This is a genomic window from Gracilimonas sediminicola (assembly GCF_024320785.1).
Taxonomy (GTDB): Bacteria; Bacteroidota; Rhodothermia; order Balneolales; family Balneolaceae; genus Gracilimonas; species Gracilimonas sediminicola.
Genome location: NZ_JANDBC010000002.1, coordinates 282,308 through 300,073 on the forward strand (window position 1 = coordinate 282,308; position 17,766 = coordinate 300,073).

Annotated in this window: 5 protein-coding genes; all 5 read left to right on the top strand. The window is 43.3% G+C overall.

Annotation, left to right across the window (positions count from 1 at the left end):
* The first annotated feature begins 131 nt into the window (after nucleotides 1–131).
* The 5 genes from NM125_RS11095 to NM125_RS11115 all read left to right on the top strand — a co-directional run bounded on the left by NM125_RS11095 (nucleotide 132) and on the right by NM125_RS11115 (nucleotide 17,515).
* Nucleotides 132–1,676, top strand: coding sequence for a hypothetical protein (locus tag NM125_RS11095; protein ID WP_255134995.1), 1,545 nt, complete (start codon nucleotides 132–134; stop codon nucleotides 1,674–1,676).
* Nucleotides 1,677–1,681: 5 nt separating this feature from the next.
* Nucleotides 1,682–3,595, top strand: coding sequence for a hypothetical protein (locus tag NM125_RS11100; RefSeq protein ID WP_255134996.1), 1,914 nt, complete (start codon nucleotides 1,682–1,684; stop codon nucleotides 3,593–3,595).
* A gap of 301 nt (nucleotides 3,596–3,896) precedes the next feature.
* Nucleotides 3,897–5,846, top strand: a complete 1,950-nt coding sequence (locus NM125_RS11105; protein WP_255134997.1) for a PEGA domain-containing protein — start codon at nucleotides 3,897–3,899, stop codon at nucleotides 5,844–5,846.
* Between the two features lie 76 nt (nucleotides 5,847–5,922).
* Nucleotides 5,923–6,816, top strand: coding sequence for a hypothetical protein (locus tag NM125_RS11110; RefSeq protein ID WP_255134998.1), 894 nt, complete (start codon nucleotides 5,923–5,925; stop codon nucleotides 6,814–6,816).
* A gap of 73 nt (nucleotides 6,817–6,889) precedes the next feature.
* Nucleotides 6,890–17,515: an FG-GAP-like repeat-containing protein gene (locus NM125_RS11115; protein WP_255134999.1), complete on the top strand. Its 10,626-nt coding sequence runs from the start codon at nucleotides 6,890–6,892 to the stop codon at nucleotides 17,513–17,515.
* Nucleotides 17,516–17,766 lie beyond the last annotated feature (251 nt).

Consider the following 17,766-nt stretch of genomic DNA (forward strand, 5'->3'; position numbering starts at 1 on the left):
TGTGGTATTATTTGGTTTCGGGAATAATAAAATGAAATATCAACCAACACAAATCTTTTTAATTTGACTATCACACTATTTTGTCCAATTTTTGTCGTATATACTATTAAAAGTAACGTTGAGGTTTAAAGATGGGGTTTTTCGATTGCAATAATACAGGGAAAAAATATTTTCCCGCTTTTCTGATTTTATTCTTCTCCCTTTCACTGATTCCGGCCCTGGTTTCTGCTCAGGATACCGAGTACGAAAAATGGAAGAAACAGCAAGAAGCTGAATTCAAAGAGTATCAGGATAAATTCGATAAAGAGTTTATTGAGATGCTGGAAAAAACCTGGGAAGAAGTAGGTATCAACCAGGGGTCTGATTTCTACAAAGAAAGAAAGCCCATCACCATCCCAAAGGCTCCGCCTAAGCCGACCGTTGAGAATACCGCTCCCAAGGACGATACCCCGGTTCGCGAACGTATTAATATTGATATTCCCGATGCTCCCGAGCCTGAGCCTATTAAAATAGAAATGCCGCCCAAGGAGTCGATGTTTGGGGATATTGAAACCCGATCTACCAACATCAATTACTTCTCCTCTACCATTCCTTTTGAATACCCGACTCAACTCAGAGCTCTGTATTCTCCACGCGAATTTTCCATGAAAAAAACCGATAACAAGCGTATTGCCGAGTTTTGGGATAAAGTGAGCCGGATTAATCACGATCCCATTATATCCTACTCCAATAAAGTACGTGAGGAATTAAAGCTGAACGACTGGGGCTACGTGCTGCTGATCAACGATTTTGCCAATACGGTTTATGAAGGCTATGACAAGAAGCTGGTCAACCTTTACAATTGGTTTTTGCTAACCCGCGCAGGATATAAAGTGCGCATAGGGTACGACCAAAACGACGTTTACATCCTTTTTGCGGTAGAATACAACGTATTTAACACCAAGTACTACACGCTGGATGGCGAGCAATACTATGTGATTGACCTGAATGAAGACAAGCAGACACCAAGCTCTATCTTCACTTACACAGGTTCGCACCAAAGCCAGAGTAAAAAACTGGATCTGACCATTAAAGAATTTCCGAATTTGGGCGATACCAAGAATGTTGAGTCCCGAACTCTCGAATTTTCCTTTAATGATAAAGACTACAGTATCCCGGTTTCCATCAACAAGAATTTGATTACCTATTTCGAATATTTCCCGCTAACCGAGCTACCCGTATTCTTTACGGCTTCCCTTTCTGAATCGTCCAAAAAATCGATTTATGAGAAACTTGCTCCTGCCATCGCAGATATGAGCGAAGAAGAGGCGGTGAACTTCCTCCTCCGTTTTGTGCAAACAGCCTTTGATTACAAAACGGACCAGGACCAGTTTGATCGTGAGAAATACATGATTCCGGAAGAAACCCTTTTCTATCCTTATTCTGATTGTGATGACCGCTCTATCCTGTTTGCCAACCTGGTTCAGGAACTGGTGGGATTAGAAGTCGTTGGGCTGAGATACAGTAAGCATCTTGCTACCGCCGTTTCCTTCACCGGCAATAATGTGGAAGGCGACAGCCATTATCATTCAGGGAAAAAGTATATCGTTGCAGATCCGACCTACATAAATGCATCTGTTGGAATGACCATGACTCAATACAAAAACGAAAAACCAGAAATTGTAAGCTTACAATAACCACAATGCACTATTCAAAGAAAAATTCCATCAGTCAACTGATTCTACCGCTGCTCTTCGCTGTTTTTATTTCATCGAACGCATTTGCCCAAACTCCGGATATCGAAGCCATTAAAACCGGAGACGAGCATTACTGGGGTGAATTCTGTTCTCAAAATCAGAGTGAAAGCGAGTCTGCTGCTATCGATCAGCTGCTGTCAAAGATTGCCGTAAATATTGAGTCATCTTTCACTAATAAAGTATCCGAAAGTATCACCGACAATCAGGGTGAGTACAAGCAGGAAGTGGAAGGGATCGTTAAAACCTATTCATCGGCTCAGCTAAAAAACCTTAAAACCTTTAAGGAACCCCGTGATTGCGGAATCTATGTGTTCAGATACATTCAAAAATCATCGGTAAATGAGATTTTTGAAAACCGGAAACAGCTGGTAAAAGATATTTTTGATAAAGCCGAGGAGTTTGAAGAAGAAGGTAATTTTGCCAATGCGCTGAAATACTATTACTTCAGCATCGTGCTGTTGAATTCCATCCCGGAATCTACCCTGATGCATAATGGTGATAACTTGTACACCGAGCCGGGCTTCCGCATTCCCGACATCATTCAGTCGGTTCGGTTTGAAATCATTTCTGATGAGATGCTTACCAGTAAGGAGCGGGAAATCACCTTAGCCGTTTTAGTGGATGGGGAGAAAGCCGAGACGCTTGATTTCAGCTTTTGGGATGGCAGTAATTCCGTTTCAGCTAAATCTATTGATGGAACGGCTACTTTAAATCTGTACGGTTCCAGCACGCAGTTTAATTCGCTGAGAATCAATGTTAAATATTCTTATTACGAGAATAAGGATGAAATCAAAGAAGTGGGTGACCTGTGGGAGCTGGTGCGCCGCCCTCCTTTCAACTATCCGAAAGAGCTGGATCTTGATCAGCCAATCACTCAGCAGCAAAAAGAAGAGATTAAACAAAAAGTGGCTCTTGAGCCTATGAATGAAAGCTTTACGCTAAATACCTTTATGGAAGAGTTTGCCCAGACCGATGCGGTTGAGGAAGTTGAAGCTGTTGACGTTGAAGAACTGAAAGAAATTGTGCCTGACCATCTTAAAAATCTACAAGCCTACTTCAATGAAGAAAAAGAAACCGAGGAATGGAAGGAAGATGAGTTTCTGGATAACAAGCTGGCCAGTCTGGAAAAATTCAACAATCTGAGTATTTCCAATAACACCTCCAAGTCAGACATTAATAAGACGATGGAAGGCTGGGAATTCCGCCAGCTTTCATCTACCGCCCGCTACCCTTCTGTTAATATGCAGAGCAAAGAGTATCTGGTACCTGATTTTGACAGTACCGGGACTATGACTGACATCAACTTTGGAATTATGGACGGGATGTATGAAGAGTTCCGCCGGGCTTCAAAGTTTGGAAAAGATTGGGACAAGCGACAGGTAATGATCAAGTTTGTAGAAAAATACAGAACCGCTTACATGACCCGTGACCTGAACCAGCTTGGAACCATGTTTGCCGAACAAGCCGTAATTATCACCGGCCGGGTACTTAAGGTGGATGAAAGTGCCAGCAACAATTTTGCGTATGAGCAGAATCAACCTTCTCAGCCCGATGTGGAATACCTCCGCCAGACAAAGCAAGAGTTTTTAGAGCGTCAGAAAGTGTTATTCGCATCCAAGCCTGATATCCATCTTGGTTTTTCCACCTTCAATATTATCCGGAAAAATAACCAGGAAGGTATTTATGGAATCAGCATGCGCCAAAGTTATACCTCCACTAACTACTCGGATGAAGGATATTTATTCCTGCTGATCGACTTCAATGATGAAGAGCCTAAAATTTATGTTCGGGCATGGCAACCGAAGGAATGGTCGGAAGCAGCTCTGGTGGAATTAGGTAATTTTAACGTGAATTTTTAACTTAATTACTGGTGATTTAATCGTTTTTGGGGAGGGGAAGCCAAGGGCATTGCAATGATGCTTTAGGCAATTTAAGATTTTCAGGAATTTGGGGATTTCTGTTAATCAATTCTTCTCTATCTATAAAAGTATTGTGATATGGTTTTACCTGCTTGCGTTGGCTAAGCTATATCTAATCAATACTACATATATATGTAGTTATTGTTTTCATAAATGTTTGTAATGTCTTTGGCAAGGTGCTCCGGGGGACTGCTATGCCAGAGGCTTACCTGTGACTTTAATCTTAAGAAGTATCAAAAAAGTGCATACACAAAGATCTAAACTGTTATTTGTACCCATTATCTTATCTCTGTTATTTGGGGCAGCCTCGCTAAATAATCTATACGCTCAGGATGACAACGAAGAGATGTCATCACTTAGAATTGTAGGTGAAGCCAAGCGACTACCCAGCGAAATTATTGCCGACAGGGACGATAACCGTGATATAAACGGTAACCTCACGGCCGGGCTTCGCATTATTTCAGACCTCACAGGTTTAACATTCCGTTCTAATAACGGAATCCATAAGGTACAGCAGTTACCGGGATACAATCTTTTATATCTCTCTACCAATGAGCGTGTGGTTAGTATTTATAAAGACGGCTACCCTCCTTTTCAGTTGGTTTTAAACGATGAGGGAATCAGCCTGGAAGCCGGAGAAGTTTGGGAAATTCAGGTAACCGGTGATCAGAAGTCAACGATGGAGCCTGTTCAGTTTAGTATTACTCCTGAGAACAGTACGATTTTCATTGATGGTGAAGAATTTGAAGTACCCGGCACTGTGTTTGATACCGAGCTTACCACCGGCGATCACTTTGTGCAGATTCGTAAAGACCGCCACGAGTTTATTGATGACTCTATTTCTGTTTCTGCAGATCGGGTAAACACTTTCAGATATACCATGGACGAGATTAATCCGGTCACCGTTTTAATTAACTCAACACCCGAAGGCGCCTCCATTTATTTAAATGATGAGCCAGGAGCACGAGGCGTTACACCACTCAGAGTTAACATCTATCCCGGAAATTTAAAGATCCGCCTTACCTACCCCGGGTACTCCAATGTGGAGGATGAGCTCGAATTCACCGGAGAAAACAGAGAGCTTAACTACAACCTCCAGCGTTATATCGGGTATCTCACAGTTAATACCACACCCGAAAATGCTACTTTACTTATTGATGATCAGCCCCAAAGCCAGCGGGAAAACATCGAGCTGGTACCCGGAGCCCATATCCTTGAAGTGCGTTCTTCCGGGTTCGACCCCGTTCGGCGAACAGTTGATGTAGCCCAGGGTGATTCACTGGTTGAAAATATTACACTTGGGCAGATCACAGGTAACCTGTTCGTTATTGCTCAACAAGAGAATACAGAATTTACACTCCGAAAAGACGGACAGGTACAGGAAGAATGGGTGGGCTCAAAGACATTCAGGAACATACCCGTAGGTAACTATCAGCTAACCGCGGAACTGCTGAATTTTGACACTCAAACCCGGGAATTTGAAATTCGTCGAAATTCTGATGAAGAGATCAGTATTGATTTAAATCAAATTCAGGGACGTGGCACCCTCACCATAAACAGTGTATTCCCGGATGCTGAAATAGAGCTTAAGGGTCCCGGATTCTCACGAACTTATGATGAGGCTCCTATTCAACTCCCCTCCCTTCAGTTTGGCAGGTACCAGATTACGATTGAAAAAGATGGCTTTGACGATGTAGAAAAAGAGGTTCAGGTTAACTCGTTGAGCCAGGAAGTTACTTTTGTAGATGAATTTCAACCCCGCAGCAAAGGCAAGGCTGTATTTCGATCTATTCTTCCGGGTGCAGTAATTCCCGGTGTGGGTCATGGGTATTTAGGTAAAGGCAGGGGATTTCTCTACTTCCTGGCCGGTGGCGGTGCGCTCGCCTATAGTATTAAGTCGTATGTGGATTACAATAATGCATACAACAAATATCAAACAGCATTGGACTTATATAACAGCGCAGGATCAACTGCAGACTTTGCTAAGCTCAGATCAGATTATCGCGGTCATTATGCCACTGCCAATGATGCTCTTGATCAGATGAAGCTGGGCATCACAGCTTATGTGGCTGTGAAGGGTATAGAAATTGTGGACTTACTGCTCCAAAAGTCAAACAAGAAAAAACTTGAAGAAGCCAAGCTTCAGTTTAGTGCCCGAAATAACGGCATCAGCATGAGGGTAAATTTTTAAGACTATGGAAAACAGACTAATGAATTTTATTAAGAAGCATAAATCACTCCTACTCTTACTCCTGATATCAGGAGTAATGATTTCCTGCGATTCCATTATTAGTTCAATTAGTGAGCTGCCTGAAACGCCAGATGGTGGGGCGTTTAATGATAAAGATCCCTGTAGTGATAATTTTAAACTGCCAAACTTACGTTTTACAAATTCGGCCTATTCTTTTGACACCTCCTTCGAGGTAAATCAGCGGGACGTAACCCTGGAATGGGACGTAGTGAACGATCAGGGAACCACCCTCGAATTCGACTATAACTTTGAATACAGATATGCAGCGCCCGGGGAAAGTATTGCAAGTCAAAACTGGCAGGCGATTTCCTCTGGTCAGTCATCTTTTTCTATACCTGTATTAAATGAGACTTTCGGCGGAGAGCAGTATACGTATGAAATTTTTGCCGAATATATTCCCAATGACAGTAATTGCCAGCGAAAAGACACAACCTTCACCGGGCAATTTTCGGTAAACGCTATTCAAAGCCGCGGCTTCCTGTTTAACCCTTATCAAATCAGCAGTAACAATGACGGTACCTACACCGCGGAAATTTATTTGGATGAAATCCAGGAAAGTGATGACCTGACCGCTTTTTCATTGGTGCTTAACTATAGCGAGGCACTCCTGACCGTTACCAATGTACAGGTTTTTGGGGAAACCGGAAGCTTTTTAAATCCGGATGGCAGTAATACGCTTGTGTATGTGCAGCCGGAGATCACATCGAATTTTATAACTATAGAAGCAGGCATAGCCGGTAACAATGCTTCTATCTCAGGAGGCGGTGCCATTTGTGAAATCACCTTCACACCAACCGGAAGTTTCCAGGGAAATACCAGTTTAACCATCCATAACACTTCTGTGCTGAAGTCCTCCCAGGGCTTTGACATAGACATTCTGCAGTTCGATCAGGCAGAGGTAATTCAATAAGCTCAGGAGAAATATGGATTCAAGAAAATTAACTCACTCTACGTTTATCAACCGCGCAGTAACACGTTGTATTATGAAAAAAGGCCTTCTATTATTTGGGATCTTCACCTTTGGTGCTCTCACTTCTCCCACTGCTTTTGCACAGGATAAGGAAGCAGTTCCACAAACGATTTCCGCAACAACTTTATCCGGCAATACAGACATACTTTTAAATAGTCCGGTAGTACCGGAATCTCCTGACAGAGATTTGGTTGCTGAGAGCGAAGTATTCCCAACTACTGACACTGTATATACCTTCTCTGACGGCACCCTGCCTAAAAACTTCATTGCTTTTACGGGCGGTACTATGTTTGGGCGTGAAACCTCCACTCCATGGGCCTTAGAACAATCAGCCAATACCTTTGAAGCAGGGTATAGCTTGAAAAGTGGCGCCATCGACAGTTCCCAAAATTCAAACATGGGAATGTTTGTAGTTATCGGTGATGGCGGCGGCACCCTTCAGTTTAAATACCGTACAAGCACCGAAGCTAATTTTGATTACTTCTACCTTGAGATTTTCAACACGGTGGTTGACTCAGCTTCCGGTGATACAAGCTGGACAGACAGCCCTGTTTATGATCTCCCGGCCGGTCAGTATTATATTGATTTCTGGTTCTCAAAAGATGAATCCGTTGATGATCCCAATGGCATTGATGCTGTTTTTCTGGATAATATCGCCCTTACCGGCCTCGATGCTACCCCGGTCAGAATATCCAACGTACAGCCTGCTGCCGCTGCTCCTTTTTCAGAAGTATCCATTTATGGAAGTGGATTTTTTAACAGTTCAGGACACACTGTTAGATTTGGAGATACAGAAGCAAACATACTTTCCAAAACCGAGAATAAAATTGTCGTTCAAGTTCCTAACACCTCTGTTGGCATTCAGGACCTTGCCGTTACCAATTTCTTTGGCGGGGATACTTTAGCAAGTGGTTTTTCAGTATTGAATGCTGTTGATGCCAGTTTTGGTGCCCAGAATATTATTTCTACCCTTGCTGATGGAGCACAAGATATATATGCAGCAGATCTGGATGGCGATGGGGATCTGGATGTAGTATCTGCTTCTGAAACAGATGACACAATCGCATGGTATCCCAACAATGGTGATGGGACCTTTGCAGCTCAAAGTATAATATCAACTCTTGCTGATGGGCCTCAAGGTGTATTCGTTTCAGATATAGATGGAGATGGAGATCAGGACGTACTCTCTGCTTCTAAAGCTGACGACAAAATCGCATGGTATCCGAATAATGGAGATGGAACTTTCGCCCCCCAAATCGTCATTTCTACTCTCGCTGATGGAGCGAATAATGTTTATGCCACAGATCTCGATTCAGATGGTGATCAGGATGTAATCTCTACTTCAATTTTTGATAATGAAATTGCTTGGTACCAAAATAATGGAGATGGTACATTTACTACTCAATCCATTATCTCAACTTCAGTTGATGGAATTATTAGCTTAAATGCTACTGATATTGATGGGGACGGCGATCAAGATTTAATTTCAGGCTCTCTAAATGATGGTAAAACTGCATGGTACCCTAATAATGGAGATGGAACTTTCGCCTCCCAAATCGTCATTGGAACTAATGATGGCAACATTAGGAGTGTGTACTCAGGAGACATGGATGGAGACGGAGATCAAGATGTAATAAATGCTTCTGGTTCTGATGATGAAATATTTTGGTATGAAAATGATGGCAATGGCAATTTTGTTGCATTTTATGTTGTCTCAGGACTTGCTGATGGTCCGAACGATATATATGCTGTCGATATGGATGGGGATGGAGATCAGGATATAGTTTCTTCTTCTTTAAATGATAATAAGGTTGCATGGTATTCTAACAATGGAGATGGTTCATTTGATATCCAAACAGTTATTTCAACTCAGGCCAATCTACCTAGTAGCATACTTGCTGTAGACCTTGATAATGACGGAGATCAGGATGCGCTCTCTGCAAGTTTTACCGACAACAAAATCGCCTGGTACGAAAACACCGGTACCGAAATTGTTTCTTATGTAACTAAAGTTTCTAAAGAGGCAGCCGCTCCGGGTTCTTCCATTCAGGTGTATGGCTCCGGTTTTAATAGTTCCAGTTCAGTTTATATCGATGGCGTTCAGGCTACGGTGGAGTCCTCTCAATCCACCAAACTGACTGTTACTGTTCCCTCCATGAATACCGGTATTCATGACCTGATTGTCCAAACAGACGGAGATGTAGCGGAGTATTCAGGTAAGTTCACGGTCATAAAAGAGCAACCTGCATATTTCGAATTTGCGGAATCCTTCGATAATGGAAACAGCAGTTCAAATATTTCAGTTAGCCTGGATCTCGACGGGGACAGTGACTATGACGTGCTTGAAAATTATAGTTTAGGGGGGGGCGTTTACGAACTTATTCCTTTAATAAATGATGGTACCGGTTCATTCACCTATGGTACTTCTATTGCTAATACTTCTATTGTAGAACAGACAGCAGGAGATTTTAATGGAGATGGGCTTGAAGATCTTGTCTATTTCACAAGTCTTGGTACCGATTCCCTCATATTTTTACCGAGTAACGGCGATGGTTCATTCGGAACTAAAATCCACCTAACCGGATTTACCACTTCTTTCTTTAACTATCATATGGAAGCCGCTGATGTAAATTCAGATGGCAATTTAGATTTATTAGGCGGTAATTTAGGAAGTGGAGCACTTAGCTGGTTTGCCGGCAATGGGGATGGCACCTTCGGTACAGAACAAACTATTATCACTGGGTCAAGCCTGATCTATGATTTTACCCTATCAGATTTAGATTTAGACGGAGATTTAGATATTGTAACCGGCCAAAATGGTATCCTGAACTGGTTCGAAAATGACGGAACCGGTTCATTTACCCTTGTAGCCAGTCTGGGTTCATCTTCCTATCGAACGATAGCAACCTCCTACGTTAATCAAGATGCATATCCTGATATCATCACAGCAACATCCAGCGCAACGTACTATTTGATAAATAACGGAAACAGCACCTTTGGGTCACAAATTGCGATCAGCTCTCAATCCGGCAATGGAATTACTGATGAGCTGGAAGTTTTCGATTTTGATGGTGATGGTGATGAGGATATCCTGGGAAGTAATAGCAGCAACCTGTTCTGGATAGAAAAAACAGGTACCTTTGATTATTCTGAAATACAACCTATCCGAACCCCAGACGGTCTTCGACGAAAAACCGATATTAGAGATTTTGATAATGATGGTGATTTAGACATTATCGGAAGCCCTACTTCTAATGGTACACTGGAGTTTTATAGAAATATCGTTCCTGACCTGAAAATCACGGATGTAATCCCTTTGGGTGCTGCTCCCGGAGCAGAGGTCGAAATATTCGGTAATTCATTTAGCAAAGATCTTTCCGAACTAAGTATATCTGTAAATGGTGTTTCAGCTAATGTACTTAGTTCAGATGGAGAAGCTTCCTATGCGAAAAAAGTTGTAATCGAAATTCCAGTGACATCCGCAGGTCCGGCTGATCTTACTATTAACAGTGGTAGCCGAAGTACAACTGTATCAAATGCATTTACCGTTCTTAAAAGCGAAGGTGCTTATTTCGACGGACAAAATATTATCTACAACCAACCGGAACAACCTTATATTTCTGTGTTTGGTGACCTTAACGGAGATGGCTACAAAGATGTGGTAACATGGTCTAATACCAACGACAATCTGGATTGGTTTGAAAATGATCAGTCAGGCGGCTTCGGAAGCCGAACTCCTATAGGAAGCGGTACTTTTGTTTACAATATTGTAATCACTGATGTTGACGAGGATGGCGATAATGATATTGTTACTTTAGACGGAACCAACCGATCCGTACGAGTGTATCCCAATTCAGGATCCGGATTATTCAGCACTCCATATGATCTCTACGATTATCCTACCCAAAGCGGTTATACACCTACTTTAAAAGATTTCACCATGGTTGACATGGATGGTGATGGATTAAAGGATCCGGTTGTTAGTCTCTATTACACTGCTTCATCTGGCTTCAGCCCTTATTACACCAAAGTATTGTGGCATAAGAATAACGGGGATGGCACAGCTGAACTACCTAATGATATATTCAGTTTCAACAGCAGTTCCTTCTCATCAACTTACATTTCTGACTTTCATATCACTGACTTTGATGGAGATGGTGACCAGGATGCATTAATAGCATATGATAGTGGAAAAGGTATACGTGCTTTAATAAACGAGGGTAATAATAACTTTAGCAACACCGGAGCTGAAAACCGATATTATTATTCCAATGACCTGATTTCGGATATGAAATCAGTTGACCTCAACAAGGATGGCATTAAAGACATTGTTTTTGGTCGCCGTTATATTGGCACCTCCTTTTCCAATAACATTACGGTAACCCAAGGCACCGGATCCTCGAATCCACCACTTACTGTACTGCATGAAAGCTCAGGTTATCCGGATGAAATAGAAGTGCTTGATTTCAATGGTGACGGTTTTTACGACATTCTGTTTTCATCATTAGGTGGAGATGAAATTACACTTCTGATCACAGACGGAAGCTCGGTCACCGATACCGTAAACATAGCCACTTCTGCTACCATTAACGGACCACGATATATCGATGCAGCAGATATGGATAATGACGGAGATTTGGATGTGGTTTCCGCTTCCAGCTTAGACGACAAAATTGCCTGGTACGAAAATGAGATGCCTCCGGTTAACCTCTCGACCATAGCCGAAGCTCGGCAAACAGCTAATGGAGAAACCGTAAGGGTTCAGGGAATCATCACCCGAAAACATCAAAATGTATTTAAGATTCAGCAGAATGGTGCAGGATTACATCTGTATGCCACGGCCGATTTCAATGCTCCCCTCTTCAACGCAGGAGTCCAAATTGGTGACCTGGTAGAAATTACCGGTACGGTAGGTGAAGTGAATTCCATGAAGGAATTGATCAACATTTCTTCCGTTAACGTTATTTCAGCTGAAAATCCTCTTCCGGCACCGGTTGATATTGTACTTTCCCAGGTTTCCGACTTTGAACAGTATGAATCTGTACTGGTTACAGTCAATAATCTCTCGGTAAATGAAGCCGGACAAAACTTCGTAAATGAAACCGATTATGATATTTTTGAAAGCGGTCAGCTAAGTCCAATTCGCATGACAGTAGGCCCTGATTACACCACTGAAATTGCCGGACAGCTTATTCCCGATGATTTCGAATTCACGGGTATTATTTACCAGAGTTCTTCAAATGGAACTGACGGTTATGCTTTATACCCGATTAACAATAGTGATGTCAGGTACTATACTCCGGATAATGAATTTATTTCTATTGAAACCGCCAAGAACCTAACCGACAGTTCTTTTGCCAGAGTACGTGGAGTGGTAACCTCACCTAACTTCCAGGCATCTGCCAATAATACCGCTTTTTATGTTCAGGACGGTGACTTTGGGATTGTTGTCTTTAACGATGATATAGCAGTTTCCGGAATCGCCCCCGGGGATAGCGTGGAAGTGGAAGGCGAACTCGCTACCTTCAGCGGCCTTCGTGAAATTGTAGTCGGCGATGTAAATAATAACATCTCTGTTCTAAACAGTGGAAACGCATTACCTGACCCGATAACTATAACGTACAATGATTTTGTAAATGCCGGTGATCCATCTACAGATCTGCAAAACCTTCAGGGAAGATTGGTAAGAATTAATGACCTGATTACCGATCCCGGCACGTGGCCTTCCAACGCTTCGGCAACCAACACCAACGTCTCCGCAGAGACATTCGGTGGAAATACCATTGCGATTCGACTTTGGGCTCAAACCGAAGTAATTGGAGATACTCCTCCTGCCTACCTCGACCTCGTGGGTATTCTGGGTTCATTCAATGGAGCACAAATCGCTCCCCGTTTCTCCAGTGATATCATTCCGATTGAAACACCGGGCCCTTTGAATATGACGGCTACTGCCGGAGCTTCATCCATTGCTCTTGACTGGAGTCCAAGTCCGGCCCCAAATATCGGCGGATATAATGTGTACCGATCAACATCTTCATTCTCAGATTCAACCGCTGCAACACGTTTGAATACATCGGTAATTGGTGATACCACCTTTACGGATTCAACCCCGGTTGAGAATACCACCTATTACTACCGTGCTGCAGCCTACGATACCGTAACAGGCGCCTTATCGCAGTTAAGTGATGAAGTAGTTGTACCATTCAAAATTAAGAGCCTTTATGCACTGTCTGCAACTGCCGGTGACGCCGGAAGTTCACTCACCATTTATGGAGCGAACCTCACCAACAGTTCTCTCGATGTACAGGTTGGCGGACAAAGTGCCACCATTACCTCATCAGATTCAATTAAGATCTCCGTCACCATACCGGCTGTATCTCCGGGCACATATCAGGTTACGGTAGTCATAGACGGGAATACTTTCCTTAATGCGCCGGATATGTACACCGTGTTGGAAGATACTCCGGGGGAAAGCGGCTTTTTCCAGGATCCTACAACCCTTGCTACCCTGTCGGGCATACTTGAAGTGAAGATTGCCAATCTGGATAACGACCAGGATCTCGATATCCTAACCGCTTCGTACAATGAGAATTCATCTAACAATGTAGAGTACCTGGAAAACCTCGGTGGCCTGACTTTTTCCGCTCCTGAGGCCTTGGGAGAAACGGGTGACGCACGTGCTCGCAGCCTTACCTACGCTGATTTTGATGGGGACGGTATTTTAGATGTCGCCGCGGCATATAACAATGTGCTTGCCTGGTATCAAAATGATGGATCATTTAATTTCAGCAACGTTGACGGCTCGGTAATCGAGACCTTCCCGGTTATCTCTAACTATAACTCCCAGGACGTGATAGCTTTTGATGTCAACCTCGATGGGGATACAGATATCATTCATGTACATACCATTTCTGACGATATCTCGTACTATGAGAATAACGGCACCGGTACTTTTGTGCTTCAGCAATTGATAGACGGCAATGCACCTCTGGCTAATGATGTAAAAGCCGCCGATTTTGATGGGGATGGGGATTTTGACCTTGTTGCCTCGATTGAAGCTTCAAATCAAATTGTGCAGTATGTTAACAACGCCGGCACCTTTGCTGCTGCTTCGGTAATTAGCTCTTCAGTTGATAATCCACAAAACGTTATCACTGCCGATCTGGATAACGACGGTTTTATTGATGTGCTTTCAATTTCACAAACCGATTCTAAAGTGGCTTGGTACTCTAACAGTTCCGGTAACGGCACCTTTGGAGCTCAAAGTGTTATTTCCAGCGACCTGACTGATCCTTTTAATGCTACGGCTGCCGACTTAAACGGTGATGACCTCAAAGACGTCATCGTTTCTACCTTAAATGGTTACCTGGTTTGGTATAAAAACCTCGGGTCCGGCAGCTTTGATACTGCCGATACTCTGCTATCCGGTGCCGGAGAATTGCGATCTGTGGCTGCTGCAGACTTAACGGAAGCAGGTTTACTTGATTTAGTTGTTGGAGATTACACAGCTAATCAATTGCTCTTATTGAAAAATGTGGACACCCCTCCTGCCCCTCCAACCGGCGTAACGGTTTCCGGAAATATTGGCTCGGCCTCATTAAGCTGGAATGCCAATACTGAAACAGATCTCCTGGGCTATGATGTAGTTCGCAGTACCAATCCTGATGTTGATGGATTCACCTCGCTGCTCGGTACACCACAAACCGGAACTACCTACGAAGATACCGGCCTGAATAACGGCGTAACCTATTACTATCGAGTAGTTGCTATCGATTCAAGTAACACCCGTGTCGCTTCAGATACCGTAAGCATCAAAGCTATATCTACCCAGATTTCCGGAATTTACCCTACTTCCGGTATTGAAGGAACTCAGGTTACCTTATCAGGTATTGGGTTTTCTAACGTATCCTCTGAAAATCAGGTGCAGTTTAGCGGTACTAACGCTAATGTTATCAGCGCTGACTCTGCCTCAATTGTTGTAGAAGCCCCTGCTGGTTTATCCGGTTTTGTAAATGTTTCGGTAACAACCAATGGAATTGGATACACGTATCCTCAGAAGTATCTCTACCTCAATGAAAGTGAAGGAACCTTTGGTCTGTTCGAAACTCAAGGTGGGTTCTCAGGCAGAGGTAACATAGCTTCAGCTGATATTAACGGAGATGGTTTTGAAGATTTGATTGCCACCCGACCCGCAGACAATCTAATTTCATTACTTTTCTCTGATGGTGACAATCCTTTCAATAACGTACTAAGTTTGAATTATCCAGGATCGGTATCTCCGGGAATAATCCGGACGATGAATGTATATGGAAGTGATTTCCCGGATCTTGTATTTACTTCTAATGTGAACAATGAGTTCAGAGTTTTGAAAAATAACGGAGGAAGTACTTCTACTACCGGATTCCTGGATGAAACTACAGTTACCGTTAATCATACCGGCATTTCTGATATTTTCCCTGCAGATATGAACAACGACGGGTTTACCGATGTTGTCATTGCTTCTTCCGGAGATGGTAAAATCAGCTGGTACGAAAACCAAAGCTTCCAGTCAGCAGTCGCATTTGGCCCGGAGAACTCAGTGGTTGATAACAGCAATCTGATCAATTCTGTTTTTGCCGGAGACTTTAACGGTGACAACCTCACCGATATCGTTTCAGGTGAGAATGGCGGCCATGAAGTAGCTTATTATCAAAATAATGGAAACGGTTCATTTACCCGAACCGTAATCGGGTCCAACATCACCAATCCCGAAAAAGTAACAGCAGCCGATCTCGATAATGATGGCAATCTCGATGTGGTTTATGCTTCATCGGGAGATAGCGAGGTTGGGGCGTTTATCAACAATGGAGACGGCACCTTCGGAAGTAAGTCGGTAATAGGCACCGGTATTACCCAGGCTGTTGATGTTTCGGTTGGTGATCTTAACGGAGATGGACTGACGGATATACTCGCAACCTCACCGGACGACGGTCAGGGAATGTGGTTCCAAAACAATGGAGGCAACTCCTTCTCTTCAGCAATAGTGCTTACCAGCGATTTCAATGGAGCCGTCAGCATCCATCCTTACGACATGGATGGAAACGGTAACCTTGATATTGCCATTCGAGGTCAGTTCAGTGGCACATTGGGAGTTAGCCAGAACTTCCTGATTACTCCTCTGAGTGTCAACGATTTCAACCCAAATGGAAATGTACTGTATGTAAATAATGGCATAGAAATCGTTTTTGATACCGACATTAATACACTTAATAACTTCTCAACGGTATTTTCCGGTGCTGTAACCTTTATCAATGACGATGGCCAGACTATTACTCCGGGTGCTCTGAACGCAGAAGGTAACAGCCTGATTCTGGATAACAACAACTTCTACAGTCTGGACACTCTTACTGTCCGGATTTCATCACAAAACATGCAGGATAACAGCGGCGGTCAGTATTTTGTTGATGTTGATGGAGACGGACAATTTACATCAGCTGATGACACCTATTCCTCCTCTGAATTTTACGTCACCATGATCGGTGATTTTAACAATGACTTTGCGGTTGATTTCGATGACCTGAATTCCTTCAGCAATGGCTGGAGAGATAATGACTTTGGATTTGAAACTGCTCCGCTTGATTTCAGTGGTGGCTTAACCTTCCCGAATGCCCGTCTAAATACTGATAACGACTTCAACATCGAGGATATCGTCGCTTTTATTCGATTCTGGAACTTAACTCAGGACAGAAACAAAGCTGCCAAAGCACAGCACATAGCTGCTCTGATTTCCGGAATGGATAACGGTTCTGTAAGAGATGCGGCTTCTGCTCTGCGCTCCGGAGCTAAGCAAGCACTAAATTCGGGAACTGAGATTACAGTCGGTAATGACAATACTATTCAGCCGGCTTCACAGCAAAAATCCGCACTGTCCATTTCTGACACCCTGCAACATATCAGCTATACCAAAGTACAGCAGGCTCAGGAATACAGCAGTAACCCTGATGCTCCGCGTGAAGTCACCTACGCCTTTGCCCTCTCCCACCCCGACAGCGTGACTGCGCTTTCATTGGTGATCGATTACGATGAGGAGAAGCTCAGCGTTGCTGATATTACCGATCAGGAATTGTTCAACATGCACAGCAGCAGCGCCAATGTATTCCTCTCCCATGTGGATAGCGTCAACGGGATTATTACGCTGAACGTGGCCAACTTCGGAGCCCTTTCACCGGTTCAGGAAAGAGAAATTGCAACCCTGACCTTCCACTCCCTTAACGATCAGGATGCGGAACTGATCATTGCCTCCGACCTGAGAGCGAAAGGAAAACCAGCTCAGCAGCAAATTGCCCGAAAAGCGGTTAAAGTTGTAGAAGAACTGCCGGAAAGTTTCACTATGTCACAAAACTATCCGAACCCGTTCAACCCAACAACAACCATTCATTACGAATTAGCTGAGCAGGCAAAGGTAAGTATCACCGTGTTTGACATCCTTGGTCGAAAGGTGGAAACGCTGATCAACGAAAACGGCGTACGCCCGGGATACTACAAGCTGAACTGGGATGCCTCCCGGTATGCTTCGGGAATGTATATCTACGTCCTTAACGTGGAATCCGCTTCTGGTAAAGCCTACTCGCTATCGAAGAAAATGGTGCTGGTGAAGTAAGCTTAAAGCCCCTCGTATTCAAAACTCCTTAGAAATCTTTCGGGAATTCTAAGGGGTTTTTCTTTTGTCAGATATAAAACTTCAGTCTCCGAATAAATAATGAGTGGAAAAGTAACCAACTCATATCCTAAGATTGGTAAAATGGATTTATGAAAATCAAGGGAATCCGGTAATCCTGCAAATCATGGTTCAAAAAATGGATGAAATGTTATTCCCTTTCAAAAAGTTGATTTGATGTGTGCTTAATCGTA

Bases quoted from the DNA above. Each gene is read 5' to 3' on its own strand.
- NM125_RS11110 (WP_255134998.1), top strand. From the start codon at position 5,923: ATGATTTCCTGCGATTCCATTATTAGTTCAATTAGTGAGCTGCCTGAA.
- NM125_RS11115 (WP_255134999.1), top strand. From the start codon at position 6,890: ATGAAAAAAGGCCTTCTATTATTTGGGATCTTCACCTTTGGTGCTCTC.
- NM125_RS11100 (WP_255134996.1), top strand. From the start codon at position 1,682: ATGCACTATTCAAAGAAAAATTCCATCAGTCAACTGATTCTACCGCTG.
- NM125_RS11095 (WP_255134995.1), top strand. From the start codon at position 132: ATGGGGTTTTTCGATTGCAATAATACAGGGAAAAAATATTTTCCCGCT.